The following is a 24,558-nucleotide window of genomic DNA, read 5'->3' as shown; positions in this document are numbered from 1 at the left end:
AGGAGGTTTATCAATGCTTATTTTTATCCCTATTCTCATTTTCGTGGCGTTGGTGATAGTCGGCGCAGGCGTCAAAATTGTCCCACAGGGATACCAGTGGACCGTGGAGCGTTTTGGCCGTTACACCAAAACCCTGCAACCAGGCCTGAGCCTGGTGGTGCCGTTTATGGACAGAATTGGTCGCAAGATCAACATGATGGAACAGGTACTCGATATCCCGTCGCAGGAGGTTATCTCAAAAGATAACGCCAACGTCACCATTGACGCGGTGTGCTTTATTCAGGTTATCGACGCTCCGCGCGCGGCCTATGAAGTCAGCAACCTTGAGCTGGCCATTATCAACCTCACCATGACCAACATCCGTACCGTACTGGGGTCAATGGAGCTGGATGAAATGCTTTCCCAGCGTGACAGCATCAACACGCGCCTGCTGCACATTGTCGATGAGGCCACCAATCCCTGGGGCGTCAAGGTTACGCGTATTGAGATCCGCGATGTTCGTCCACCGGCGGAATTGATTTCATCCATGAACGCCCAGATGAAAGCGGAACGTACCAAACGCGCCTACATTCTGGAGGCGGAAGGGGTGCGTCAGGCTGAAATTCTGAAAGCTGAGGGTGAAAAACAGTCGCAGATCCTGAAAGCGGAAGGCGAACGCCAGTCTGCCTTCTTACAGGCTGAAGCGCGTGAACGTTCCGCCGAAGCGGAAGCCCGCGCCACCCAGATGGTCTCTGAAGCGATCGCCGCCGGGGATATTCAGGCGGTGAACTACTTCGTGGCGCAGAAATACACCGAAGCGTTGCAGCAGATTGGTTCGTCGGGCAACAGTAAGGTTGTCATGATGCCGCTGGACGCCAGCAGTCTGATGGGCTCCATTGCCGGGATCACCGAACTTATCAAGGACAGCACCAGCGAACGGAACAAATCATGATAGCGATGATTCTGGTTCACCCGCATATTTTCTGGCTGAGTCTTGGTGGGCTACTGCTGGCCGCCGAGATGCTGGGAGGGAACGGCTACCTGCTGTGGAGCGGTGTCGCCGCCGTGATTACTGGCCTGGTGGTCTGGCTGGTGCCGCTCGGCTGGGAGTGGCAAGGCGTTATGTTCGCCGTATTGACGCTGCTGGCGGCCTGGCTGTGGTGGAAGTGGCTGGCACGGCGCGTGCGTGAGCAAAAACCGGCTGACAGTCACCTTAATCAACGCGGGAAACAGCTGGTAGGCCACCGCTTTATTCTGGAAACCGCGCTGGTCAACGGACGCGGCCACATGCGCGTCGGCGACAGCTCCTGGCCCGTCAGCGCCGACGCGGATCTGAGCGCCGGAACGCAGGTGGAGGTGATTGCCATCGAAGGGATAACGTTGCGCATTAAGGCCGTGTGATCAACGGCGGGCTTTACCTTTGTGATGACAGCAGCCGGAAAGATTATCAATGATCGGGCAATCGGCGCTGTCATCACCCGGGCATGACTCCGCCAGGGTCAGTAATTGCGTGCGCATAGCCTGCAATTCGCTGATGTGGCGTTCAATCTCAGCGACCTTTTCCAGCGTGCGTTTTTTCACATCTGCGCTATGGCGCCCCGGATCGTTAAACAAATTCACCAGTTCACCGCACTCTTCCAGGTTAAAACCGACCTGACGCGCCTGACGCAACAGCGTTAACTCATTTAAATGCTGCTGGCTGTAAGTGCGGTATCCGTTTTCACTGCGCAGCGGCGGCGTCACCAGCCCTTTCTCTTCATAAAATCGAATAGCCTTGCTGGTTAAGCCTGTTTTTTTCGCAACATCGCTAATATTCACATCTCCCCCCCCCCGCAGAGCATGTTGATGCCGAAGCTCATTATAACCCACATCGCCCCCATGCTATCACGGGGTGGAATGCCCCTGGCGCCTGTGCAATAAATCCTTAGCAATCCTACTGTTATGTGCGATCTCGCTCACACTTATGGTTGTCTTGCTTGCAACATATTGATACAGATCAAAGGTGCATTAATTATACACCTTTCAACCTTGAACTTGTGGATACATCTTCTATATAAACGCGAATGATAATGATGATCATTTACATACTCATAAAGGTTCTCACATGTTGCCACGGATTAGCCAACGGCCATTTATTCTTTCGGCCCTGACATTATGCGTTTCAGGTGCTGTTTCAGCAGCCACGACAACTACAGCACAACATCATAAAGTATCGGATGACGACACGTTAATCGTCACCGCTAACCGCTCAGAAAGTAGCCTTTGGGAAAGCCCGGCCACGATTCAGGTTATCGACCGCCAGGCCATACAGAATTCCACCAGCGTGTCGATTGCGGACGATCTACAGGACATCCCCGGCGTTGAGGTTACTGATAACTCTCTGGCAGGACGCAAACAGATCCGCATTCGCGGCGAAGCCTCTTCACGCGTATTAATTTTGATTGACGGCCAGGTCGTCAGCTATCAGCGCGCCGGGCAAAACTACGGCGCCGGCTTGCTCATTGATGAATCGTCGCTTGAGCGTATTGAAATCGTTAAAGGCCCCTACTCGGTGCTCTATGGCTCGCAGGCCATTGGCGGCGTGGTGAACTTTATTACGAAAAAAGGCGGCGATAAGCCGCTCGGCGGAAGCGTCAAAGCCGTTTACAACTCCGCGACCGCAGGCTGGGAGGAGTCGGCCGCCGCCTGGGGCAGCATCGGCAACTTTGACTACCGCATTAACGGCAGTTATTCCGATCAGGGCAACCGCGACACGCCTGACGGCAGATTGCCCAACACCAATTTCCGCAACAACAGCCAGGGCGTCTGGCTTGGCTACAATCTCGATCGCCATAAATTTGGACTATCACTCGATCGCTACAAAACGTCTACCCAAACCTGGATTAGCGATGCGGATAACCAGTATGACGAATTCAGCGTCCGTATTCCGAAACTGGAACGCGAAAAGGTCGGCGTTTTCTATGACTATGATGCCGATGGCGATTACCTGAAAAAAATCCACCTCGACGCTTACAGCCAGACCATTGAGCGTAAATTTGAGAATCGGGTAAAAACCACCCAGGTCATCCCAAGCCCGATGATTCAGGCGCTGACAGTCAGCAATCAGACCAACACCAATGATAAACAGTACACGCAGGGTGTGACGTTACAGAGCAACTTCTCACTGCCAGCGAACAACGAGCTGGTTATCGGGACGCAGTATCAGCACGACAAAGTGAAGCAGGACACCAATAGCAGCACGCGTCAGACAGCGGCAACCGGCATCTTCGATATCCAGACCAATACCCTGTCACATATTGAGGCTGAACAAGGTAACGCCTCAATATTTGCGCAAAATGACTGGCGTTTTGCCGATGACTGGACCTGGACCGTCGGCGCACGTCAGTACTGGCTCTCTTCTAAACTGAACCGTAGCGACAGTCTGAGCGGCACAACCTGGCAGTCATCCGGTGGAAAGTCAGCGCATGACGATGAGTTAGTCACCTCAACCAGCCTGCGTTACTCCGGTTTTGATAATCTTGAGCTACGCGCAGCCTATGCTCAGGGATATGTCTTCCCGACGCTGGTTCAGTTGTTTATGCAAACGTCTGCGGGCGGCAGAATCACCTATGGCAATCCTGACCTGAAGGCTGAGCACTCCAATAACTATGAACTGGGTGCACGTTACAAAGGCAATATGTGGCTGATTGACGGGGCGATTTACTACTCCGAAGCCAAAGACTATATCGCCAGTCTCGCCTGTTCAGGGCAAGCGATTTGTAATGGCAGCAGCACCTCATCCTACTACTACGACAACATCGACCGCGCCAAAACCTGGGGGATGGAGCTGACGGCGGAATACAACGCCTGGGCCGTATCGCCTTATCTGAGCGGCAACCTGATTCGTCGTCAGTATGAAGGCGACGTGCAGAAAACCTGGGATACCGGCGAACCGATGCTGACAGGCCGCGCAGGTCTGAAACACACGCTGCTGCTCAATGCCGCGAATATCACTTCCGATCTCTTCATCCGTGCGGCATCCAGCGCCAAAGACAACACGGGAGAGACTGAAATTCGCTATCCGGGCTGGGCGACGCTTAACCTCGCCTTTAATACTGAGTTTGGTTCGCAGGATCAGTATCAGGTCAATCTGGCGCTGAACAACCTGACCGATAAACGTTACCAGACCGCTCATGAATCCATTCCAGCGGCAGGCTTTAACGCGGCGATTGGTTTTGCGTGGAATTTCTGACGATGAAGAGACTTGTCATTGGCTTGCTGGCGCTGGTTAGCGCCTTCAGCGTGCAGGCGGCCGAACGACTGGTGGTGGCGGGCGGTTCTCTCAGCGAGCTTATTTTTGCGATGGGCATCGGCGATCGCGTTGTCGGGGTGGATGAAACCACCTCTTATCCCCCCGAAACCGCTGCACTGCCGCATATTGGCTACTGGAAGCAACTGAACAGTGAAGGCATTTTATCGCTGCGCCCGGACAGCTTTATTACCTGGCAGGACGCGGGCCCGCATATTGTGCTGGAGCAGTTGCGCACCCAAAAAGTCAACGTTGTCACCCTGCCGCGCGTTCCGGCCACCGTTGACCAGATGTATGCCAATATTCATGCCCTGGCGAACACACTCCAGGTTCCTGAGCAGGGCGACGCGCTGGTTAACCACATTCGCCAGCGGCTGGATCGTGTGCAGGACAGCGTGAAGGCGAAAGGCGCGCCGGTTAAGGCGATGTTTATTCTTTCTGCGGGGGGCAGCACCCCGCAGATCGCCGGTAAGGGCAGCGTCGCTGACGCGATTCTGACCCTCGCAGGCGCGCAGAATGTCGCCCAGCATGCGCAATATAAAAGTTACAGCGCGGAATCGCTGATTGCGGCAAACCCGCAGGTGATTGTTGTGACATCACAGATGGTCGAGGGCGACATCAATCGCCTGCGCGCCATTGCCGGTATCACCCATACCTCCGCCTGGAAAAATCAGCGGATCGTCGCCATTGATCAGGCGTTGATTCTGGGGATGGGTCCCCGCGTCGCTGACGCCGTTGAAACTCTGCACCAGCAACTCTGGCCTCATTAAATGGATTTGGCATTACAATTATGAATACTCAACACACGCTGGATCTCACTCCACATTTCGCGCTGGAGGGGAACCAGCCCTTTAAGGATCGTCGGGCCACGATGCCGTGGCGTGGTGCGATTCCTGTTGCAAAAGAGCAATTGTCGCAAACCTGGCAGAACGTCATCAGCCAGACCGTTCCACCGCGCAAAAGACTGGTGTATTTACATATCCCTTTTTGCGCAACCCACTGTACTTTCTGCGGTTTTTATCAGAACCGCTTTGAAGAGGATCACTGCGCACGCTATACCGACGCCCTGCTACGTGAAATAGAGATGGAAGCCGACAGCACGCTGCACCAGTCAGCGCCCATTCATGCGGTGTATTTCGGCGGTGGAACGCCGTCTGCGCTGTCGGCCAGGGATCTGGCCAGGATCATCACCACGCTGCGTGAAAAACTGCCGCTGGCGCCGGATTGCGAAATCACTATCGAAGGTCGGGTGCTCAACTTTGATGATGCCCGCGTTGATGCCTGTCTTGATGCGGGCGCCAATCGGTTTTCTATCGGCATTCAGTCTTTCAACAGCAAGATCCGCAAGAAAATGGCGCGCACCTCGGACGGCCCAACCGCCATCGCCTTTATGAACGGCCTGGTGCGGCGGGATCGCGCCGCCGTGGTGTGCGATCTGCTGTTCGGCCTGCCCGGTCAGGATGCCACCCTGTGGGGCGAAGATCTGGCGATAGCCCGCGATATCGGGCTGGATGGGATCGATCTGTATGCGCTGAATTTGCTTCCCAATACGCCGCTCGGTAAAGCGGTTGAAAGTGGCCGGACGAGCGTTCCTTCCCCCTCAGCGCGTCGCGACCTCTACCTTCAGGGCTGCGATTTTATGGAGAGCGCGGGCTGGCGCTGCATCAGCAACAGCCACTGGGCGCGTACCACCCGAGAACGCAACCTGTACAACCTGCTGATCAAGCAAGGCGCTGACTGCCTCGCCTTCGGCTCCGGCGCAGGCGGTTCAGTCAACGGCTACTCCTGGATGGTGGAGAGAAACCTTTCCACCTGGCATGAAACTATCGCCGCCGGGAAAAAGCCGTTAATGATGATGATGCGTACCGCCGAACGCGGCTTTCAGTGGCGCCATACGTTACAGGCGGGGATTGAAACGGCGCGCGTACCGCTTGATGAGCTGACGCCTCACGCGGAGCAACTGATTCCGTTACTGACCCAATGGCACAACGCGGGGCTGACCCGCGATGCGTCAACCTGCCTGCGTCTGACCAACGAAGGACGCTTCTGGGCAAGCAATATTTTGCAGTCTCTTGACGAGCTGATTCAGGAACTTAACGCACCGCGCATCGCGGTAGATAAACCATAAAAGGAGTAACTTATGAGCCATGTCTCTTTACAGGATTTTTTGCGCACTGAGCCGGACGGAACGCTGGAAGCGATCGCCGCACAGTACAACACCACGCTTTTAGACGTAGTCAAAAACCTGCCCTCTCATACTCTGGTCAGCGGCGATAAATTCGATACCGTCTGGGACACCGTCAGCGAATGGGGCAAAGTCACAACCCTGGTGCACACCGCCGATGTCATTCTCGAATTTACCGGTGAACTGCCCTCCGGCTTCCATCGTCACGGTTATTTCAATCTGCGCGGTAAAAAAGGCATGACCGGCCATATCAAAGCGGAAAACTGCACGCACATCGCCTTAGTGGAACGCAAGTTTATGGGCATGGACACTGCGTCTATTCTGTTCCTCAACCAGGCGGGCAGCGCCATGTTTAAAGTCTTCCTCGGTCGCGACGAGCATCGTCAGCTACTGGGCGAACAGGTTGACGCCTTCCGCACCCTGGCCTCCTCTCTGAAGGAAAACGCCTGATGACGCCGTGGTTACTTTTCGGTGCCGGCGGTACGGGCGTGGGTGCCAGAACGCTTGAACTCGCGCTGGCGCAACAGCGCCCGGTCGTTGCCGTGATTCGTCACCCGGAAACTGCGGCCCTTTTGCAAAGCAAAGGCGTTCAGGTATTTATTGGCGATGCCTGCGACTCAAGCGTCGTGTCCTGCGCCTGCCATGCCGCAGGGCCGGAGGCGCTTGTCATTTCATCAATGGGGGGAAACCAGGATTATCTGGCGCACAGAACCGTTATTGATGAAGCGGAAAAAGTGGGCATCAAACGCATGATTCTGGTGACGTCGCTGGGATGCGGCGACAGTTGGGCATTTTTATCCCCTCGCGCGAAAGCCGCATTCGGCCAGGCCGTGCGGGAAAAAACGCTGGCGGAAAGTTGGCTGCAAACCAGTCAGCTGGATTATGCCATCCTGCGGCCAGGCGGTTTACTGAATGGCGATGCGACAGGTAAAGCGCAGCGCTACCAGGGACAGGAGTGCCACGGGTTTGTGATGCGTGCGGATGTCGCCGCCCATATTCATGAACTGGCCTGCGCGCCTGCGCTTAACAATCAGATCTACAGTCTGGTTGAGCCTGAACTAAAGCCGGTGTGATCCCCTCGCGGCGCGGACATCCGCGCCGCAATGACGTTATGGAGATTCGAGTGTTCAAGGATTCACTCTCTTCCCTCAGTGTATTGACGGGGCTTTCACTCTTGCTGATCGCACTGGTGCTGTTCGGCGCCAGCCAGGGGGCGCTGAACATCAGCTTCAGCGCGCTGTTTAACCAAGAGTACCGGGATATCTGGCTGAACATCCGTTTGCCCCGCGTTCTGTTAGCCGTGCTGGTTGGCGGCGCGCTGGCGACGGCGGGCGTGATCATGCAGGGACTTTTTCGCAACCCGATGGCCGATCCGGGGTTACTTGGCGTCAGCAGCGGCTCTGCGTTAATGGTCGGCGTCGCGATCGTTTTCCCTCTTTCGTTGCCCGTCGTTCTGGCGCTCTATGAACAGATGATCTTTGCCGTCGCTGGCAGCGTGGTGGTCTGCGCGGTTATTTTTCTGATCAGCCTGCGCCACGCTCACGGCGGCATGATGCAACTGCTGCTGGCCGGGATTGCGATTAATGCGCTGTGCGGGGCGGCTATCGGCATACTGAGCTATGTTGGCGACGAACAGCAATTACGCCAGTTGACGCTATGGATGATGGGCAGCCTCGGCCAGTCGCAGTGGCCGACGCTACTGGTGGCCAGTTCGTTCGCGCTGCCCGCCATCGCCGCCACCGCCTGTCTTTCCGGGACGCTGAACCTGCTGCAATTAGGGGATGAAGAGGCGCACTATCTGGGGGTAAACGTAAAGCGTAAACGTCAGCAGCTGTTGTTGCTCAGCTCCCTGCTGGTGGGCGCTGCCGTTTCGGTAAGCGGCGTGATTGGCTTTATCGGTCTGGTGGTTCCCCATTTAATTCGCATGATCATCGGCGCAGACCATCGCTGGCTCATTCCCTGCTCTACACTTGCAGGGGCATGTTTGCTCCTGGTTGCCGACACGCTGGCACGCACGCTCGTACAGCCTGCGGAGATGCCGGTCGGCCTTCTGACCAGCCTGATTGGCGGCCCCTGGTTCCTGTGGCTCATTCTGAACAGCCGGAGGGTGGTATGATTGATGCCCAAAATCTGGTTTACAGCATTCATGGACGCCGTTTAACGGACAATGTTTCGCTGACTCTGCCTGGTGGTGAAATCGTCGCTATTTTAGGGCCGAATGGCGCCGGGAAATCCACGCTGCTGCGCCAGCTTACCGGGTATCTGAAACCCGACTCTGGTCGCTGTACGCTTCTGGGCAAGCCGCTGACCGAATGGCCGCTGACGGAACTGGCGAAGACCCGCGCGGTAATGCGCCAGAACAGCCACATGGCGTTCCCGTTCAGCGTTCGGGAAGTCATTCGCATGGGCAGGCATCCTCATCGGACGCATAATCCACGCGATGAAACCGAGCACATCATGGCGTTGTGCGATTGCAGCCAGCTGGCCTCGCGTGATTACCGGCAGTTGTCGGGCGGCGAACAGCAGCGGGTACAGCTGGCGCGCCTGCTGGTTCAGCTCTGGGAACCCGAGCCCTCGCCCAAATGGCTGTTTCTGGATGAACCCACCTCCGCGCTGGATATTCACCACCAGCAGCATCTTTTCCGTCTGCTGCGCCAACTGGTGCGTGAACGGCAGTTCAACGTCTGCTGCGTGCTGCACGATCTCAATCTTGCCGCACGCTATGCCGACCGGGTGGTGCTGATGGCAAACGGCCGCCTTATTGATAACGGCAGACCGCAGGAGGTGCTGAAACAACAGGCGCTGAAAACGCTTTACGGCGCGGATATCACGGTTTTAAACGATCCATCAAATCTCTCACCGCTGATCGTCCTCGATCGGTAAAACTTGCGGAGCATCGAATGCTGATGCTCCATTTTCTGTAACAATTGCCTGTTATAAGTGATCGCTTTCTCAATTCTGACTCTTTCAACTGGTCATTCTACGCGGGTAGATTTATTAATCTGCGGTAAAAATATAATATCTACGCGAGTAGAACGTGAAGAGTATAAACCTGCGACTTATGTCGACAGCTAACTTCAAGGAGTTCTTATGAACACGCATTCATCCTCTGTTCCCCTGACGGACGGCCAACAGGCAGCTCAGGAACGACTGGAAACCCCCGAGGGGCGCCGCGAATTCTGGCGAGCGACATTTTCCTGCTGGTTAGGCACGACAATGGAATATGCCGATTTTGCGCTGTATGGCCTCGCCGCAGGCATTATCTTTGGCGACGTCTTTTTTCCTGAAGCCACACCAGTTATGGCGCTACTTTCCAGCTTCGCCGCCTATTCCGTCGGGTTTATAGCACGCCCCATCGGCGCGCTGTTGTTCGGCTGGATAGGCGACCGTCATGGACGGAAGACTGTCATGGTTATCACTATCGGGTTAATGGGCATGTCGACCATGTTGATCGGTTTAATTCCCAGCTACGCCCAGATTGGCGTTTGGGCGCCGGTATGCCTGGTCATCTTACGATTTTCCCAGGGGCTGGGCGCCGGGGCAGAGCTTTCAGGCGGCACCGTCATGCTCGGTGAATATGCCCCAGTTAAGCATCGCGGACTGGTCTCCTCGATTATCGCTCTGGGCTCAAATAGCGGAACATTGCTGGCTTCTTTAGTCTGGCTCATCGTACTGCAAATGGATAAAGACGCCTTGCTAAGCTGGGGATGGCGCATCCCTTTTCTTTGCAGCTTCCTCATCGCCGCCGCAGCACTGTTTATTCGCCGCCATATGCGTGAAACGCCCGTCTTTGAGCGTCAAAAAGCACTCCTGCAAGCCGAGCGAGAGAACGCGCTTCGCCAGGGTCAGGAGATGCAACAGTATGACACCCGTAGCTTCTGGCAACGCACCAGAGCATTCTGGACCATGGTCGGATTACGCATCGGCGAAAATGGCCCCTCCTATCTGGCCCAGGGATTCATCATTGGCTATGTTGCCAAAGTGCTGATGGTTGATAAATCTGTCCCCACTGTTGCGGTATTTATCGCCTCTATTCTGGGATTTGCCATTATTCCGCTGGCGGGTTGGCTTTCTGACCGGTTTGGCAGACGTATCACTTACCGTTGGTTCTGTCTGCTACTGATTCTGTACGCATTTCCGGCATTCATGCTGCTGGATTCTCGTGAACCGTGGATTGTTATCCCGACGATCATTACCGGAATGGGGCTAGCTTCGCTGGGCATTTTCGGTGTTCAGGCTGCATGGGGCGTTGAGCTTTTCGGTGTGACCAACCGTTATACTAAAATGGCTTTCGCAAAAGAGCTGGGGTCCATTATGTCTGGCGGTACGGCGCCACTTGTCGCCTCGGCGCTGCTCTCATTTTACGGACACTGGTGGCCTATCGCCGTCTATTTCACCCTGATGGCCGCAATTGGGCTGGTGACGACTTTCTTCGCGCCAGAGACTCGTGGGCGGGATCTCAACTTGCCCGAGGATGCAATTTGAGGCCAGAGAACGTGAGGAGCGCGTTCTTTACCAAAGATTTTTGGGTCATAACGCCTTATGCTGTCTGGAAAAAAGATCACTCTGAACTCAATCAGGTAGGTGCCTTGTGACCCAATCACATTCACAACGCGTAACACGTTCTGATGTAGCAAAAGAAGCGGGAACATCTGTCGCTGTTGTCAGTTACGTTATTAATAACGGTCCGCGCCCCGTCGCCGAAGCGACCCGACAGCGCGTATTGCAGGCCATAAAAAAAACCGGTTATCGACCTAATGGTATAGCGCGCGCCCTGGCTTCAGGCAGCACGCAAACCTATGGACTCATTGCGCCAGACATCTCTAACCCGTTTATCGCCTCAATGGCGCATGCCCTGCAACGTGAAGCATTTTCTGATGGGAAAGTGCTCCTGCTGGGCGATGCGGGCGACAACAGCGGACGTGAGCGTGAACTGATCAACAATATGCTACACCGTCAGGTCGACGGGCTTATCTATACCAGTGTTGACCGGCATCCCTATATTGAGCTGATTCAGGAGAGCGGAACCCCCTGCGTCATGCTGGATCGCGTGGACCCTGGGTTGAATGTCAGTGTTATTCAGGTAGATGAACAACTGGCGGCCTGGCAGGTGACGAAGCATCTGATTGATCACGGTTACCGCGATATTGGCATTATTTGTGGTCCGCGTGAAATGTTGAACACCCAGGATCGTATCCGGGGATGGCAGCTAGCGCTGGAAGAGTCATCGCTAATTATCAACCCCTCCTGGATCTTTTCGACTAACTATACCCGCGCCGGAGGTTACGAGGCGACAAAACGCATGTTGCAAGGTAAACCGCCGCGCGCGCTGTTCGCAACCAATGAACAGCAGGCGCTTGGCTGTTTACGCGCTCTGGCAGAACAAGGATTACGCGTTCCACAGGATGTGGCGCTGGTCTGCTTTAACGCAACACAAGAATCGGCTTACAACGTACCTTCCCTGACCGCCGTCCGACAGCCTGTCGATAAAATGGCTCGTGCGGCAATTGATATGTTGAAAAACTGGGATGGAGAAGTTCGCCGCGTTGAATTTGAGTTTTTTTTACGAGTGGGAGAGTCGTGTGGCTGCCAGGGACATGAAGTACAACCTGAAACCAGATAAAAATAAATCTATGCGCGTGATTATCGACTGCGATCCGGGTAATGGCATTCCCGGCGCCAATATCGATGACGGCCTCGCGCTGGCACTCGCCATTGCCGCGCCGCAAATCTCTCTGGAGATGATCACAACTGTGGCTGGTAATACACCGGTAGAAATCGGATATGCAGTAGCCAAAGATTTCGTCCAACAATTAGGTGTACCCGTTTCTGTCTACCGTGGCGCCGCACGCGCGCTCAGAGAAGATCCGCAGCCCTGGCGGGAAAAGCTTGATCATGGTGTAGACCAATATGGCTTACGCCAACTCTGGGCTGACGTCCCCGTACCGCAGACATACCAGGCCACGAAGCCTCTTGCGCCTGAGGCGATAGGTGAGCTGATATGCAATAACCCCGGTGAGATAACGTTGGTCGCAACAGGCCCACTCACCAACGTCGCCATTGCTCTACAGCTCTATCCGCAGCTCGTTCATGCGGTGAAGAATATCGTGATCATGGGCGGAGTATTCAATGTTCCTGGCTATCTGAAAGACACTAATTTTGGCCTTGATCCAGAAGCAGCTCATGCCGTACTCACCAGCGGTGCGCCGGTCACATTGGTTCCGATGGATGTCACGACAAAAACCCAAATGCTTCATACCGATTTGGATCGTCTGGCTGCGGCAGAAAACGTTCTTGGTCGCTATCTGGAGAAAACCATTCGCCCGTGGATCACCTACTCTATGCAGACCCGCAATCTGCCTGGCTGCTGGATCCACGATGTTCTGACGATCGCCTGGTTGCTTGATCCCTCGCTCGCCGCAACGACAGAAGACTTTCTGGACGTCTCGCTTGAAGGCCTTACTCGTGGTATGACCTGTCGTTATGGACGTGACACATTACGCCTGGACGTGGGAATACCCGAGCCCAAAGGCGCGATGATAAAAATTCTACAGACTATCGATAACCATCAACTTCTTTCGCTGATTGAACACTACATCCATCGCTACGGCGCATAGCGATGCTGCACAGAAAAAGAAGGTATTCGCGCAGTGTGTAAGGTTATGTTTTTCTGGGGGAAAAATGAATACGTTAGCACTCATCCTCTCTGGTGAAGGAGAACCAATTTTAATTACATTATGCAAAATTTGCGTCGCTTTTTTCCTGGGAGGAATCATCGGGCTTGAAAGAGAATCAAAGGGAAAGCCTGTCGGGTTTAAAACATGTGTGATTATTTCAGTAGCCAGTTGTGCCCTGACCATTGTTTCGATTCAATCTGCGGAGTATTACGCTGAGATTTCAATGAATATCCGTAGCGATCCTATGCGCCTGGCCGCACAAATCATCAGTGGCGTGGGTTTTCTCGGTGCCGGGGTTATCCTCCATCGCCATGATGATGCGATATCCGGGCTAACAACCGCAGCCATCGTCTGGGCTTCTGCTGGCATAGGAATTACCAGCGGAGCCGGTTTTTATCTTCATGCCCTGCTTGCCACAGGGTTATTTCTGCTGGCTATAAAGCTCAGTTATTTTGTGATCTTTTTACAAACAAAAAACCAGCTCCCCGGCAAAGTAAAAATCCGCATTATTCTTGACGAAAAATCAGGGCTACAAACGCTGGTAGAAAGTATTAATCAGCAAAAAAGCATTATTGAGACCATTACTATCCGCGATGTAAAAAAGGGAAAAATAGAGGTCAACCTTAAGGTTGTGATCAGAAAAAAAATAACCTTGCCCGAACTGTACAGCAACCTTTCTACGCTCGAACACGTCTGCGCTATCGCGCTGGAACACTGAAAAACACGAGTATAAAACAAACTTCTTGACCTTCCCCTTGATGGAAGGTTTACCCTTTATCACAGTCAGTTAATCCTGTCATAAAGGAGTGTGTTATGTCTCAAACTATCGACCTGACCCTGGACGGTCTGTCCTGTGGTCACTGCGTCAAACGCGTGAAAGAAAGTCTTGAACAACGTCCTGACGTTGAACAGGCAGACGTCACGGTAACCGAAGCGCACGTTACCGGCAGCGCCAGCGCCGAAGCGCTTATTGAAACCATTAAACAAGCCGGTTACGGCGCGGAGTTAAGCCACCCAAAGGCTAAACCGCTGGCGGAGTCATCAATCCCGTCGGAAGCACTGACAGCGGTTCCCCCTGAGCTTCCGGCAGCGACGGCCGATGATGAAAGCCAACAGCTGCTGTTAAGCGGCATGAGCTGCGCCAGCTGTGTTTCCCGGGTGCAAAACGCGCTGCAAAGCGTACCGGGCGTCACACAGGCACGGGTAAACCTGGCGGAACGCACTGCGCTGGTAATGGGCAGCGCGTCCGCCGCAGATTTAGTGCAGGCGGTAGAGAAAGCAGGCTACGGCGCAGAAGCGATCGAAGATGACGTTAAACGCCGCGAACGCCAGCAGGAAACCGCACTCGCTACCATGAAACGCTTCCGCTGGCAGGCGATTGTCGCGCTGCTGGTCGGCGTGCCGGTGATGGTCTGGGGGATGCTCGGCGACAACATGATGGTCACCGCCGATAACCGCAGCCTGTGGCTGGCAATCGGCCTGGCGACCCTTGCCGTGATGGTTTTTGCGGGCGGACACTTCTACCGCAGCGCATGGAAAAGCCTGATGAACGGCACCGCCACGATGGATACGCTGGTGGCGCTCGGCACCGGGGTGGCCTGGCTGTACTCGATGAGCGTCAACCTGTGGCCGCAGTGGTTCCCGATGGAAGCGCGCCATCTCTATTATGAAGCCAGTGCGATGATCATCGGTCTGATCAACCTCGGACACATGCTGGAAGCCCGCGCGCGTCAGCGCTCTTCTAAAGCGCTGGAAAAATTGCTCGACTTAACCCCGCCGACGGCGCGCGTGGTCACTGATGACGGTGAAAAAAGCGTACCTCTGGCGGATGTACAGCCGGGCATGTTGCTGCGTCTGACCACCGGCGACCGTGTACCGGTAGACGGTGAAATCACTCAGGGTGAAGCCTGGCTGGATGAAGCGATGCTCACTGGCGAACCGATCCCGCAACAGAAAGGCGAAGGCGACAGCGTTCACGCCGGAACCGTGGTGCAGGACGGCAGCGTGCTGTTTCGCGCAAGCGCAGTCGGCAGCCATACCACCCTGTCGCGCATTATTCGCATGGTGCGCCAGGCACAGAGCAGCAAACCGGAAATCGGTCAGCTTGCCGATAAAATCTCCTCGGTGTTCGTGCCAGTCGTGGTGGTGATTGCCCTGGTGAGCGCAGGTATCTGGTATGTCTTTGGGCCAGCGCCGCAAATTGTTTACACGCTGGTGATCGCCACCACCGTCCTGATTATCGCCTGTCCGTGTGCGCTGGGTCTGGCGACACCGATGTCGATTATCTCGGGCGTCGGACGCGCCGCTGAATTTGGCGTCCTGGTACGCGACGCCGACGCGCTGCAACGCGCCAGCACGCTGGACACCGTGATATTTGATAAAACCGGTACGCTGACGGAAGGTAAACCGCAGGTCGTCGCCATCAGGACATTTGGCGATACCGATGAGGCGAGCGCCTTACGTCTGGCGGCCGCGCTGGAACAAGGCTCCAGCCACCCGCTGGCGCACGCTATCCTGGAAAAAGCCGCCGACGCCGCCCTGCCTCAGGTGAATAACTTTCGGACGTTACGTGGCTTAGGCGTTAGCGGCGAAGCGGACGGGCATACGTTGCTGTTAGGCAATCAGGCGCTGCTGAATGAACAACAGGTTGTCACGACCGCAATGGACGCTGAAATTTCAGCACAGGCTTCTCAGGGGGCAACGCCCGTATTGCTGGCGATTGACGGAAAAGCCGCGGCGCTGCTGGCGATCCGCGATCCGCTGCGTAACGACAGCGTCGCAGCGCTTCAGCGCCTGCACCGCGCCGGGTATCGTCTGGTGATGTTAACCGGGGATAACCCGACCACCGCCAACGCTATTGCCAAAGAAGCCGGGATTGATGAGGTGATCGCGGGCGTGCTGCCGGACGGTAAAGCCGATGCGATTAAGCGTCTGCAAAGTCAGGGACGTCAGGTCGCAATGGTCGGTGATGGCATCAACGACGCACCGGCGCTGGCGCAGGCGGATGTCGGCATCGCGATGGGCGGCGGCAGCGACGTGGCGATTGAAACTGCGGCGATAACCCTGATGCGCCATAGCCTGATGGGCGTAGCTGACGCGCTGGCCATCTCACGGGCGACCCTGCGAAACATGAAGCAGAACCTGCTCGGCGCGTTTATCTATAACAGCATCGGCATCCCCGTTGCCGCCGGGATTCTGTGGCCGTTCACCGGCACGCTGCTTAACCCGGTTGTGGCAGGCGCGGCAATGGCGCTTTCCTCAATTACCGTGGTGAGCAACGCCAACCGGTTGTTGCGCTTTAAACCAAAAGAGTAAGGTGCCTTATCGCCGGGTAGCACTAATGCTTATCCGGCCTACGCAGCACTCTCATCGTAGGCCGGATAAGACGCTTTTGCGTCACCATCCGGCATTTCACGCATTGCACCTTCCAGAGCCACACGCTAGCATGGTTTTCCACTAAGGGAGGGCGTATGGATCTGTTATACCGGGTAAAAGCGTTATGGGCTGCACTGCGCGGCAACCATTATACCTGGCCTGCCATCGACATCATGTTACCCGGCGATCGCTGTTTTCATCTTGTGGGCAGTATTCACATGGGAACGCGCGATATGGCCCCCCTTCCGGCAAAACTGCTTAAAAAGCTCAGGCAGGCGGACGCGCTGATTGTTGAAGCCGATGTTTCAGGCAACGATTCGCCTTTTACCGACCTGCCTGCCTTTGCCGACCTGGATCAGCGAATTAGCGACGAGTTACGTCAGCGCCTGCATAAAATCACCCATGAACTGGGCATTTCCCCTTCTCTCTTTTCGACCCAGCCGTTATGGCAAATCGCCATGATATTGCAGGCGACTCAGGCGCAACAACTGGGGCTGCGACCGGAATACGGTATTGATTACCAGTTGCTGAAAACGGCAAAACAGGCGCAAAAACCGATCATCGAACTGGAAGGCGCTTCCAGCCAGATCGATCTGCTGTGCCAGCTCCCTGATAACGGACTGGCGCTACTGGATGATACCCTGACGCACTGGCATACCAACGCCAGACTGCTGCAACAGATGATGAGCTGGTGGCTGAAATCGCCCCCGCAGAATAATGCTATTTCGTTGCCGAATACTTTCAGTCAGTCGCTGTATGATGTGCTGATGCATCAGCGAAATGTCGCCTGGCGGGAACGTCTGCATGCCATGCCGCCGGGTCGGTACGTCGTGGCGGTCGGCGCGCTTCATCTTTACGGGGAAGGCAATTTGCCTGCGCTAATGCGTTAAAAAAATGGCCAATATTTCTATTGGCCCGTCAAAGAGGAATTTCATCGTTATTATTATGCCAGGACGTAGCGCCCTAGTTATGTCGATTGTCGCTCAAAGTCACCATCCTGCCAATACTATTGCGCAAGATGGTACTATTTTTTAGACCACCATCAGGCGTATGCTTTAAGGGTATTTTGTCTGGGCCAGGAATAATTGCTATGACACCCGCCGTAAAATTACTCGAAAAAAACAACATTACTTTTCAGATCCACGCCTATGATCACGATCCGTCAGAAACCAATTTTGGCGATGAAGTGGTGCGCAAATTAGGCCTGAATCCTGATCAGGTTTACAAGACGCTGCTGGTTGCCGTAAACGGCGATATGAAGCACCTGGCGGTCGCGGTAACGCCCGTTGCCGGACAGCTGGATCTGAAAAAAGTAGCGAAAGCGCTGGGAGCTAAAAAGGTCGATATGGCCGATCCGATGGTCGCCCAACGGACGACAGGTTATCTGGTCGGCGGCATCAGCCCGCTGGGGCAGAAAAAACGGCTGCCGACGCTGATTGACGCACCGGCCCAAACGTTCGCCACCATTTATGTTTCCGGCGGCAAACGCGGGCTGGACATCGAGCTGGCGGCGGGCGATTTAGCCAAAATTCTGGATGCGAAATTCGCCGATATCGCTCGCCGGGATTAAGCGATTTTAGAATGATTGCCTGATGGCGCTACGCTTATCAGGCCTACAAACCGCATTGACCCGTACCGGCACTACGCCCTGTTACTGCCAGCTTACTTCGCCCTTCGGCTCATACGCGCTGGCATCCAGCGGTGAGTTCTTCTGCACGTACTCTTTCAGCACTTCCGCATCAATAAAACCGGTATTCACGTATCCCGGTTTATTATCAATTTGCGGATACCCGTCGCCGCCCGTCGCATTGAAGCTCAGCGTCGCCATCCGGTAGGTTTTCGCCGGGTCAACAGGCTCGTCTTTAATTTTCAGGTCATGAAGTTTGCCGTCTTTCGCCACAAAACTGACGTTCGCAAACTGCGGATACGCCCCGGAATCCGGCTTCATCTGCGCGACGGCGGTCAGGTAATCAATTACCTCTTTACCGCTCATGTCGACATAGACCACTACGTTGCCAAACGGCTGCACCTTGAGCACGCTTTTATAAGTAATGTTGCCGCCTTCAATCGAGTCGCGAATCCCCCCACCGCTCATCACGCCGAAATCGGCGCTGGTGCGCGCGATTTGCGCGGCCAGAATCAGATGGCCCATATTAGTCTGCACAAAGCGAACTTTGTTGCGATCCCCTTCAAGACGACCATTGACGCTGCCAATCTTCACGTCCAGCTGCGCTTTACCTTTGTTCTGGAATGGCGTCAGAAGCGAGAGCATTTGCTGATTTTCTGAAATTTCCGGGGTGTAAAGTACGCGCTCACTTTTCCCGTTATCCCAGGTGACTTTCTTCTTCAGGTTTACCGGAATGAGCTGATAGTTGACCATTTTCATCTCGCCGTTACGGAACTCAAAGTCCGCGCGGCCAACGTATTTCCCCCACTCATGCGCCTGCACAATCCAGATGCCGTTCTGCTTATCCGGCGCGCAAGGCGTACCCGGCACATAATCAACCTGCTTTTTGTTTTCGGACGCCATGCACACCGGGTCCTGTGAGTGACCACCCACAATCATCGCCAGCGAGCCTTTTGGCAGACTACGCGCCATTTCAACATCGCCCGGCGCGTTCGAACCGTGATCGCCGTTGTCATAGTGCCCCATGTGGGTAGTAGCGATAATGATGTCCGGCTTTTCATTCACTTGCAGTTCCTGAATCACCACCTTCGCCTCTTCGGCCGGTTTACGGAACTCGATATCGGTGAAGAATTCCGGGTTACCGATCTTCGCCGTGTCGTCCGTCGTCAATCCGAGGACGGCGATTTTCAGATCCTGGCGTTTAAAAATAGCCCAGGGCTTGAACAGGCGTTCTCCGGTACTCTTTTGGTAGATATTGGCGGAGAGGAAGGGGAATTTGGCCCACTTTTCCTGCTGACGCAGCACGCTGAGCGGATTATCAAACTCATGATTACCGACGGCCATCGCATCGTAGCCAATCAGGTTCATACCACGAAAGTCAGGTTCCGCGTCCTGCAAGTCGGACTCCGGTACGCCAGTGTTAATGTCGCCGCCGGAAAGCAGCAGCACGCTGCCGCCTTCAGCCGCAACCTCTTTGCGAATGCCGTCCACCAGCGTTTTTTGCGCCGATAAACCGTACTCGCCGTATTCGCTGCGCCAGAAATGGCCGTGGTGATCGTTAGTATGCAGAATGGTGATTTTATAGGTTTTATCTTTTTCATAAGCCTGAACAGGCTGGCTTGCCAGCGTAAACGCGGCAAACAATGCCAGCGCCACACCCCGTTTCAAAAATTTCATGCTTCTCTCCCTGACTCAATATCAACCGCTGAAATTACAATGATCTGAAATAATAGTCGAAAATGTTTTCAGAATTGAGACTTCCTTCAAACACCGTCCACAGGTATGTTAGTTGAGTAATAATTACAAATTCGATTATCCCCAACATCGCAAACAAAACAGAAGTGACATTCTATGGCAATGAGTGAACCAACCCAGCCGTTAGCGGGCGCCTCTGCTGCGGCGACTAAAGCACGCACCTCGTTTGGCATCTTAGGCGCGATCAGCCTGTCTCATTTGTTGAACGATATGATCCAGTCGCTAATTTTAGCGATTTACCCGCTGCTGCAATCAGAGTTTTCCCTGACCTTTATGCAGATAGGGATGATTACCCTGACCTTCCAGCTCGCCTCCTCTCTGCTCCAGCCGGTCGTCGGATACTGGACGGATAAATATCCCATGCCGTGGTCGCTCCCCATTGGGATGTGCTTTACGCTGAGCGGTCTGGTACTGCTGGCGCTGGCGGGCAGTTTTGGCGCCGTGCTGCTGGCGGCGGCGCTGGTCGGCACCGGTTCTTCGGTGTTTCATCCAGAATCTTCCCGCGTGGCGCGTATGGCCTCCGGCGGGCGCCACGGGCTGGCGCAATCCATCTTCCAGGTTGGCGGCAACTTCGGCAGCTCACTGGGGCCGCTACTGGCTGCTGTCATCATCGCGCCATATGGCAAAGGTAATGTGGCCTGGTTTGTATTAGCCGCGTTGCTGGCCATTATTGTGCTGGCGCAGATCAGCCGCTGGTATGCCGCGCAACACCGGATAAGTAAAGGAAAACCGAAGGCGACCATCGTCAATCCGCTGCCGCGCAATAAAGTGATACTTGCCGTCAGCGTGCTGTTAGTCCTGATTTTCTCCAAATACTTCTATATGGCGAGCATCAGCAGCTATTACACCTTTTATCTGATGCAAAAATTCGGATTATCGGTACAAAACGCACAGTTTCATCTGTTTGCCTTCCTGTTTGCCGTTGCGGCTGGAACGGTAATCGGCGGGCCTCTGGGTGATAAAATAGGCCGAAAATATGTTATTTGGGGCTCAATTCTGGGTGTAGCGCCGTTTACTCTCGTTTTACCCTATGCAACCCTGCACTGGACGGGGATTTTAACCGTGATAATTGGTTTTATCCTCGCATCGGCCTTTTCTGCCATCCTGGTGTATGCGCAGGAACTGCTTCCGGGGCGTATCGGTATGGTTTCTGGGCTCTTTTTCGGTTTCGCGTTCGGTATGGGAGGCCTTGGCGCTGCGGTATTAGGCCTGCTCGCCGACCACACCAGTATTGATTTGGTCTACAAAATATGTGCTTTCCTGCCACTTCTGGGGATACTGACCATATTCTTGCCTGACAACCGACATAAAGCCTGATTTTCCTGCGGCCAAAGGTAAACTTTGGTCGCACTCTCTTCCAGTCACCGTAAGCCTTTAGCTCACAGACACCCCGCCAGTTTTCCAATCCGTGCCTTTTTTATTCTAAATTCCACTTTTCATCAAATTTCAACAATTATTCATAAACATAAACATCGAAATTGTCATAAACTATTACCTGGAATTTTGGTTTCTCTGGCGCCATCGTTTGTGAGGCTGTGCGAGCGATGACGCCAGGGCGACCAAAAATGGATCAACATAACGACCAAAGGAGACGGAATGCATCACGCCACCCCGCTTATTACCACCATTGTTGGCGGCCTCGTGCTCGCTTTTATACTCGGCATGCTTGCCAATAAACTGCGTATTTCTCCTCTGGTGGGATATCTGTTAGCGGGCGTTCTTGCGGGGCCATTTACTCCGGGTTTTGTCGCGGATACCAAACTTGCGCCTGAACTGGCGGAGCTTGGCGTAATCCTGCTGATGTTCGGCGTCGGGTTGCACTTTTCATTGAAGGATCTGATGGCGGTAAAGGCCATCGCCATTCCCGGCGCGGTCGCCCAGATAGCCGTGGCGACGTTGCTGGGTATGGCGCTTTCAGCGGTGTTGGGCTGGTCGCTCATGACCGGTATCGTCTTCGGGTTATGTCTTTCAACCGCCAGTACCGTGGTGCTGCTGCGCGCGCTTGAAGAGAGACAGCTTATTGACAGTCAGCGCGGGCAAATCGCCATCGGCTGGCTGATTGTGGAAGATCTGGTGATGGTTCTGACGCTGGTTCTTCTGCCCGCCGTGGCGGGAATGCTGGAAAAAGGCGATGTCGGCTTCGCGTCGCTGGCAGTTGATATGGGCATCACCATCGGTAAAGTGGTGGCGTTTATCGCCATTATGATGCTGGTTGGGCGCCGTCTGGTGCCGTGGATTATGGCGCGCAGCGCCGCCACCGGCTCCCGTGAACTGTTTACCCTTTCCGTACTGGCGCTGGCGCTGGGCATCGCCTTTGGCGCCGTCGAGCTGTTTGATGTCTCCTTTGCGCTGGGTGCTTTCTTTGCCGGGATGGTGTTAAACGAATCAGAATTGAGCCACCGCGCCGCGCACGATACGCTGCCGCTTCGCGACGCCTTTGCGGTCCTGTTCTTTGTCTCCGTCGGGATGCTGTTTGACCCGTTAATCCTGATTCAACAGCCGATGGCGGTACTGGCTACGCTGGCCATTATTATCTTTGGTAAATCGGTTGCCGCTTTCTTCCTGGTTCGCCTGTTCGGGCACTCGCCGCGCACCGCGCTGACCATCGCCGCCAGCCTGGCGCAGATTGGTGAATTTGCCTTTATTCTGGCAGGTCTGGGCATGGCGTTGGATCTGCTGCCGCAGGCAGGGCAGAACCTGGTGCTGGCGGGCGCGATTCTGTCGATTATGCTCAACCCGGTGCTGTTTGCGCTGTTAGAGAAATACCTCGCCAAAACGGAAACGCTGGAAGAGCAGACGCTGGAAGAAGCGATCGAAGAAGAGAAACAGATTCCGGTGGATATCTGCAACCACGCGCTGCTGGTCGGTTTTGGCCGCGTCGGTAGTCTGCTGGGCGAAAAACTGATGGCGGCAGGCATTCCGCTGGTGGTCATTGAAACCTCACGTACCCGCGTGGATGAGCTGCGTGAACGCGGTATTCGCGCCGTACTGGGGAATGCCGCTAACGAAGAGATCATGAACCTGGCGCATCTGGACTGCGCTCGCTGGCTGTTGCTGACCATTCCGAACGGTTACGAGGCCGGTGAAATCGTGGCCTCCGCCCGCGAGAAATGCCCGCATATTGAGATTATCGCGCGCGCGCATTATGACGATGAGGTGGAATACATCACCGAGCGCGGAGCGAATCAGGTGGTGATGGGCGAGCGTGAAATTGCCCGCACCATGCTGGAGCTGCTGGAAACCCCGCCCGCAGGCGAAGTGGTGACGGGTTAAACGGTGTGATGCCGGATGGCGGTGTAATCACCTTATCCGGCCTACGATTTTCTTGTAGGCCCGATAAGCGCAGCGCCATCGGGCAATAACTCATCGATCCCAGTAAGACTCTTCGAGGCTGTCTTCCCGTTCCGGCAGACCGCGCGTCAACCGCGGGGAATGCTGGTTCAATACCTGATAACTCACACGGTTCGCATACTTACACACCTGCGCCAAAGACGAATAGGTCAGCCAGGTGAATTTATGCTTGCTGGAGTTAGGCACATTGGTGCGGTGATAATTATTGGCGGTAATATCATGTAACAGCGCCGCCAGCGCGCCGTCTCCCGCGCCATTGGTGTTCATGATTTTTTCCGGCCCGCCCATGTACGGGGCGATGTGCGAGTAGACCCGCAGCGGATGGAGACAATCTTTATGCCGCATCGCACGGCTGAACTCATACTGATTAAACTCGGCAATCGCCCCCGGCAGCAGCGGGTGCTGGGTTTTGCGTTTCGCTTCATCTTCGGTAAAGCCCGCCATATACAACCCAATCGGCCCGGCGGTACACAGCACCAGATCCACCCAGTCCAGCGCCTTATCAGACGCCAGCAGCGGATCGTTCTCGCCGGTTAACGCTTCCGCCTCTTCTTCATTCATCGCCAGAATGGAGACATGCTCTTTGAGGAACGCCTGCCACCACTGCGGATTATCGGCGATAACAAACTTCGTCCCCAGGGTCAGCACCACCGGCACATTATGCTTTTTCGCGTACTCAATGGCTTTCATGGTCGCTTCCGGCATCGGCTCGCCCGGTTTACAGCGCACCAGATAGGAGGTCAGCACCAGCGCAGATGCGCCCGCAATCACCGATTCCGGGATGCTCTCCGCCCGAAGCTGGTTCATGTGGCCGGGACTGATGGCGAAGGTACGCTCGCCGGATTCGCCAATCAGCGTAAAGCAGCGGCCAATGGGGCCATCAACCCCTTGCAGGTGGTTGAGGTCGGTACGGCTCGATGTGTTACATAAATAGCGATAGGCGTAGCTGCCAATCTCAATGTTGCTGCACATCACGCCCAGCAGAACGGAGCGATCGTCCGCCAGCACCGAGTAGTTGTGCATGGTGTTACCAATGGTGCCACCGGCAAACTGGTGGGTGATCAGGTTTTCACGCACCAGCTCCTGATACAACGCTTCTGCGACATCATCCTCAATCACCAGAGAATGCCCGGCGCTCAATCCATAACGTTTCACAAAGTCATCATCGACTTTCGCTTCAATATCCACCAGCGTCTGATCGATACCAACCACCCATGACGCGCTGGTTTCATTTTCAGCCTGAATTTGTTGCAACAGCGGGTCACGGGCATTAACGGGGAAATAGTGTTTGGATTTACGTTTACCGGGAAATTTCATGATT

General features: G+C 54.8%; 21 protein-coding genes. 18 read left to right on the top strand and 3 right to left on the bottom strand.

The window, feature by feature from the left end:
• Positions 1-13: 13 nt before the first annotated feature.
• Both OGX84_RS17735 and OGX84_RS17730 read left to right on the top strand, forming a co-directional pair.
• Positions 14-931 (top strand): SPFH domain-containing protein, encoded by a 918-nt coding sequence (locus OGX84_RS17735; protein WP_012133477.1) that lies wholly within the window; start codon positions 14-16, stop codon positions 929-931.
• A complete protein-coding gene (locus tag OGX84_RS17730; RefSeq protein WP_047458358.1) occupies positions 928-1,380 on the top strand; it encodes an NfeD family protein in 453 nt (150 codons plus the stop codon). The genes OGX84_RS17735 and OGX84_RS17730 overlap by 4 nt, the downstream gene beginning before the upstream one ends.
• Here the strand turns inward: OGX84_RS17730 and cueR are convergent, their stop codons facing one another.
• A complete protein-coding gene (gene cueR, locus OGX84_RS17725) occupies positions 1,381-1,797 on the bottom strand; it encodes a Cu(I)-responsive transcriptional regulator (protein ID WP_012133479.1) in 417 nt (138 codons plus the stop codon). It lies immediately after the preceding gene.
• Positions 1,798-2,083: 286 nt separating this feature from the next.
• Here cueR and OGX84_RS17720 point away from each other — a divergent pair, with 286 nt between their 5' ends.
• The 14 genes from OGX84_RS17720 to ybaK all read left to right on the top strand — a co-directional run bounded on the left by OGX84_RS17720 (position 2,084) and on the right by ybaK (position 18,074).
• Positions 2,084-4,210: a TonB-dependent receptor gene (locus OGX84_RS17720; protein WP_104868974.1), complete on the top strand. Its 2,127-nt coding sequence runs from the start codon at positions 2,084-2,086 to the stop codon at positions 4,208-4,210.
• A 2-nt stretch (positions 4,211-4,212) separates the two neighbouring features.
• Entirely contained in the window at positions 4,213-5,037 is an 825-nt protein-coding gene (locus OGX84_RS17715; protein WP_104868975.1) for a heme/hemin ABC transporter substrate-binding protein, read from the top strand.
• A gap of 20 nt (positions 5,038-5,057) precedes the next feature.
• Positions 5,058-6,395, top strand: coding sequence for a heme anaerobic degradation radical SAM methyltransferase ChuW/HutW (hutW, locus tag OGX84_RS17710; protein WP_104868976.1), 1,338 nt, complete (start codon positions 5,058-5,060; stop codon positions 6,393-6,395).
• A gap of 12 nt (positions 6,396-6,407) precedes the next feature.
• Positions 6,408-6,902: a heme utilization cystosolic carrier protein HutX gene (gene hutX / locus OGX84_RS17705; RefSeq protein WP_012133483.1), complete on the top strand. Its 495-nt coding sequence runs from the start codon at positions 6,408-6,410 to the stop codon at positions 6,900-6,902.
• Positions 6,902-7,525, top strand: coding sequence for an anaerobilin reductase (gene chuY / locus OGX84_RS17700; RefSeq protein WP_286458246.1), 624 nt, complete (start codon positions 6,902-6,904; stop codon positions 7,523-7,525). Before hutX ends, chuY begins: the two co-directional genes overlap by 1 nt.
• Before the next feature lie 50 nt (positions 7,526-7,575).
• On the top strand, positions 7,576-8,568 hold the full coding sequence (locus OGX84_RS17695) for a FecCD family ABC transporter permease (RefSeq protein WP_286458245.1): 993 nt from the start codon (positions 7,576-7,578) through the stop codon (positions 8,566-8,568).
• Positions 8,565-9,335 (top strand): heme ABC transporter ATP-binding protein, encoded by a 771-nt coding sequence (locus OGX84_RS17690; RefSeq protein WP_012133486.1) that lies wholly within the window; start codon positions 8,565-8,567, stop codon positions 9,333-9,335. Before OGX84_RS17695 ends, OGX84_RS17690 begins: the two co-directional genes overlap by 4 nt.
• Before the next feature lie 207 nt (positions 9,336-9,542).
• The gene (locus OGX84_RS17685; RefSeq protein WP_024130581.1) at positions 9,543-10,937 is read left to right on the top strand and encodes an MFS transporter; all 1,395 of its coding nucleotides are present in this window, start codon (positions 9,543-9,545) and stop codon (positions 10,935-10,937) included.
• Between the two features lie 106 nt (positions 10,938-11,043).
• On the top strand, positions 11,044-12,075 hold the full coding sequence (locus OGX84_RS17680) for a LacI family DNA-binding transcriptional regulator (protein ID WP_024130582.1): 1,032 nt from the start codon (positions 11,044-11,046) through the stop codon (positions 12,073-12,075).
• A gap of 10 nt (positions 12,076-12,085) precedes the next feature.
• On the top strand, positions 12,086-13,069 hold the full coding sequence (locus OGX84_RS17675; RefSeq protein ID WP_412096178.1) for a nucleoside hydrolase: 984 nt from the start codon (positions 12,086-12,088) through the stop codon (positions 13,067-13,069).
• A 64-nt stretch (positions 13,070-13,133) separates the two neighbouring features.
• Positions 13,134-13,847 (top strand): MgtC/SapB family protein, encoded by a 714-nt coding sequence (locus OGX84_RS17670; protein ID WP_047458375.1) that lies wholly within the window; start codon positions 13,134-13,136, stop codon positions 13,845-13,847.
• 95 nt (positions 13,848-13,942) lie between these two features.
• Positions 13,943-16,444, top strand: coding sequence for a copper-exporting P-type ATPase CopA (copA, locus tag OGX84_RS17665; protein WP_286458243.1), 2,502 nt, complete (start codon positions 13,943-13,945; stop codon positions 16,442-16,444).
• Between the two features lie 155 nt (positions 16,445-16,599).
• A complete protein-coding gene (locus OGX84_RS17660) occupies positions 16,600-17,394 on the top strand; it encodes a TraB/GumN family protein (protein ID WP_130028226.1) in 795 nt (264 codons plus the stop codon).
• Positions 17,395-17,594: 200 nt separating this feature from the next.
• Positions 17,595-18,074: a Cys-tRNA(Pro)/Cys-tRNA(Cys) deacylase YbaK gene (gene ybaK / locus OGX84_RS17655; RefSeq protein WP_012133493.1), complete on the top strand. Its 480-nt coding sequence runs from the start codon at positions 17,595-17,597 to the stop codon at positions 18,072-18,074.
• Between the two features lie 81 nt (positions 18,075-18,155).
• Here ybaK and ushA read toward each other — a convergent pair whose 3' ends face one another.
• Positions 18,156-19,808: a bifunctional UDP-sugar hydrolase/5'-nucleotidase UshA gene (ushA, locus tag OGX84_RS17650; RefSeq protein WP_199971331.1), complete on the bottom strand. Its 1,653-nt coding sequence runs from the start codon at positions 19,806-19,808 to the stop codon at positions 18,156-18,158.
• A gap of 174 nt (positions 19,809-19,982) precedes the next feature.
• On the opposite strand from ushA, the gene fsr reads away from it, so the two are divergent.
• Together fsr and ybaL are read left to right on the top strand one after the other, a co-directional pair.
• On the top strand, positions 19,983-21,203 hold the full coding sequence (gene fsr, locus OGX84_RS17645; protein WP_012133495.1) for a fosmidomycin MFS transporter: 1,221 nt from the start codon (positions 19,983-19,985) through the stop codon (positions 21,201-21,203).
• 279 nt (positions 21,204-21,482) lie between these two features.
• Positions 21,483-23,159, top strand: coding sequence for a YbaL family putative K(+) efflux transporter (ybaL, locus tag OGX84_RS17640; protein WP_047458388.1), 1,677 nt, complete (start codon positions 21,483-21,485; stop codon positions 23,157-23,159).
• Between the two features lie 90 nt (positions 23,160-23,249).
• Here the strand turns inward: ybaL and gsk are convergent, their stop codons facing one another.
• Complete coding sequence (gsk, locus tag OGX84_RS17635) at positions 23,250-24,554, bottom strand: inosine/guanosine kinase (RefSeq protein WP_047458391.1); 1,305 nt, start codon at positions 24,552-24,554, stop codon at positions 23,250-23,252.
• Between the last annotated feature and the right edge of the window lie 4 nt (positions 24,555-24,558).

It is taken from the genome of Citrobacter sp. CK202 (assembly GCF_030333225.1).
In the GTDB taxonomy this organism is placed as follows: domain Bacteria; phylum Pseudomonadota; class Gammaproteobacteria; order Enterobacterales; family Enterobacteriaceae; genus Citrobacter_B; species Citrobacter_B koseri.
This window is presented reverse-complemented; position numbering and strand designations above follow the sequence as displayed.

Excerpts from the sequence above, each read along its gene's own strand:
- OGX84_RS17735 (WP_012133477.1), top strand. The coding sequence starts at position 14 with ATGCTTATTTTTATCCCTATTCTCATTTTCGTGGCGTTGGTGATAGTC.
- OGX84_RS17730 (WP_047458358.1), top strand. The coding sequence starts at position 928 with ATGATAGCGATGATTCTGGTTCACCCGCATATTTTCTGGCTGAGTCTT.
- OGX84_RS17720 (WP_104868974.1), top strand. The coding sequence starts at position 2,084 with ATGTTGCCACGGATTAGCCAACGGCCATTTATTCTTTCGGCCCTGACA.
- OGX84_RS17715 (WP_104868975.1), top strand. The coding sequence starts at position 4,213 with ATGAAGAGACTTGTCATTGGCTTGCTGGCGCTGGTTAGCGCCTTCAGC.
- hutW (WP_104868976.1), top strand. The coding sequence starts at position 5,058 with ATGAATACTCAACACACGCTGGATCTCACTCCACATTTCGCGCTGGAG.
- hutX (WP_012133483.1), top strand. The coding sequence starts at position 6,408 with ATGAGCCATGTCTCTTTACAGGATTTTTTGCGCACTGAGCCGGACGGA.
- chuY (WP_286458246.1), top strand. The coding sequence starts at position 6,902 with ATGACGCCGTGGTTACTTTTCGGTGCCGGCGGTACGGGCGTGGGTGCC.
- OGX84_RS17690 (WP_012133486.1), top strand. The coding sequence starts at position 8,565 with ATGATTGATGCCCAAAATCTGGTTTACAGCATTCATGGACGCCGTTTA.
- OGX84_RS17685 (WP_024130581.1), top strand. The coding sequence starts at position 9,543 with ATGAACACGCATTCATCCTCTGTTCCCCTGACGGACGGCCAACAGGCA.
- OGX84_RS17675 (WP_412096178.1), top strand. The coding sequence starts at position 12,086 with ATGCGCGTGATTATCGACTGCGATCCGGGTAATGGCATTCCCGGCGCC.
- OGX84_RS17670 (WP_047458375.1), top strand. The coding sequence starts at position 13,134 with ATGAATACGTTAGCACTCATCCTCTCTGGTGAAGGAGAACCAATTTTA.
- copA (WP_286458243.1), top strand. The coding sequence starts at position 13,943 with ATGTCTCAAACTATCGACCTGACCCTGGACGGTCTGTCCTGTGGTCAC.
- OGX84_RS17660 (WP_130028226.1), top strand. The coding sequence starts at position 16,600 with ATGGATCTGTTATACCGGGTAAAAGCGTTATGGGCTGCACTGCGCGGC.
- ybaK (WP_012133493.1), top strand. The coding sequence starts at position 17,595 with ATGACACCCGCCGTAAAATTACTCGAAAAAAACAACATTACTTTTCAG.
- ushA (WP_199971331.1), bottom strand. The coding sequence starts at position 19,808 with ATGAAATTTTTGAAACGGGGTGTGGCGCTGGCATTGTTTGCCGCGTTT.
- fsr (WP_012133495.1), top strand. The coding sequence starts at position 19,983 with ATGGCAATGAGTGAACCAACCCAGCCGTTAGCGGGCGCCTCTGCTGCG.
- ybaL (WP_047458388.1), top strand. The coding sequence starts at position 21,483 with ATGCATCACGCCACCCCGCTTATTACCACCATTGTTGGCGGCCTCGTG.
- gsk (WP_047458391.1), bottom strand. The coding sequence starts at position 24,554 with ATGAAATTTCCCGGTAAACGTAAATCCAAACACTATTTCCCCGTTAAT.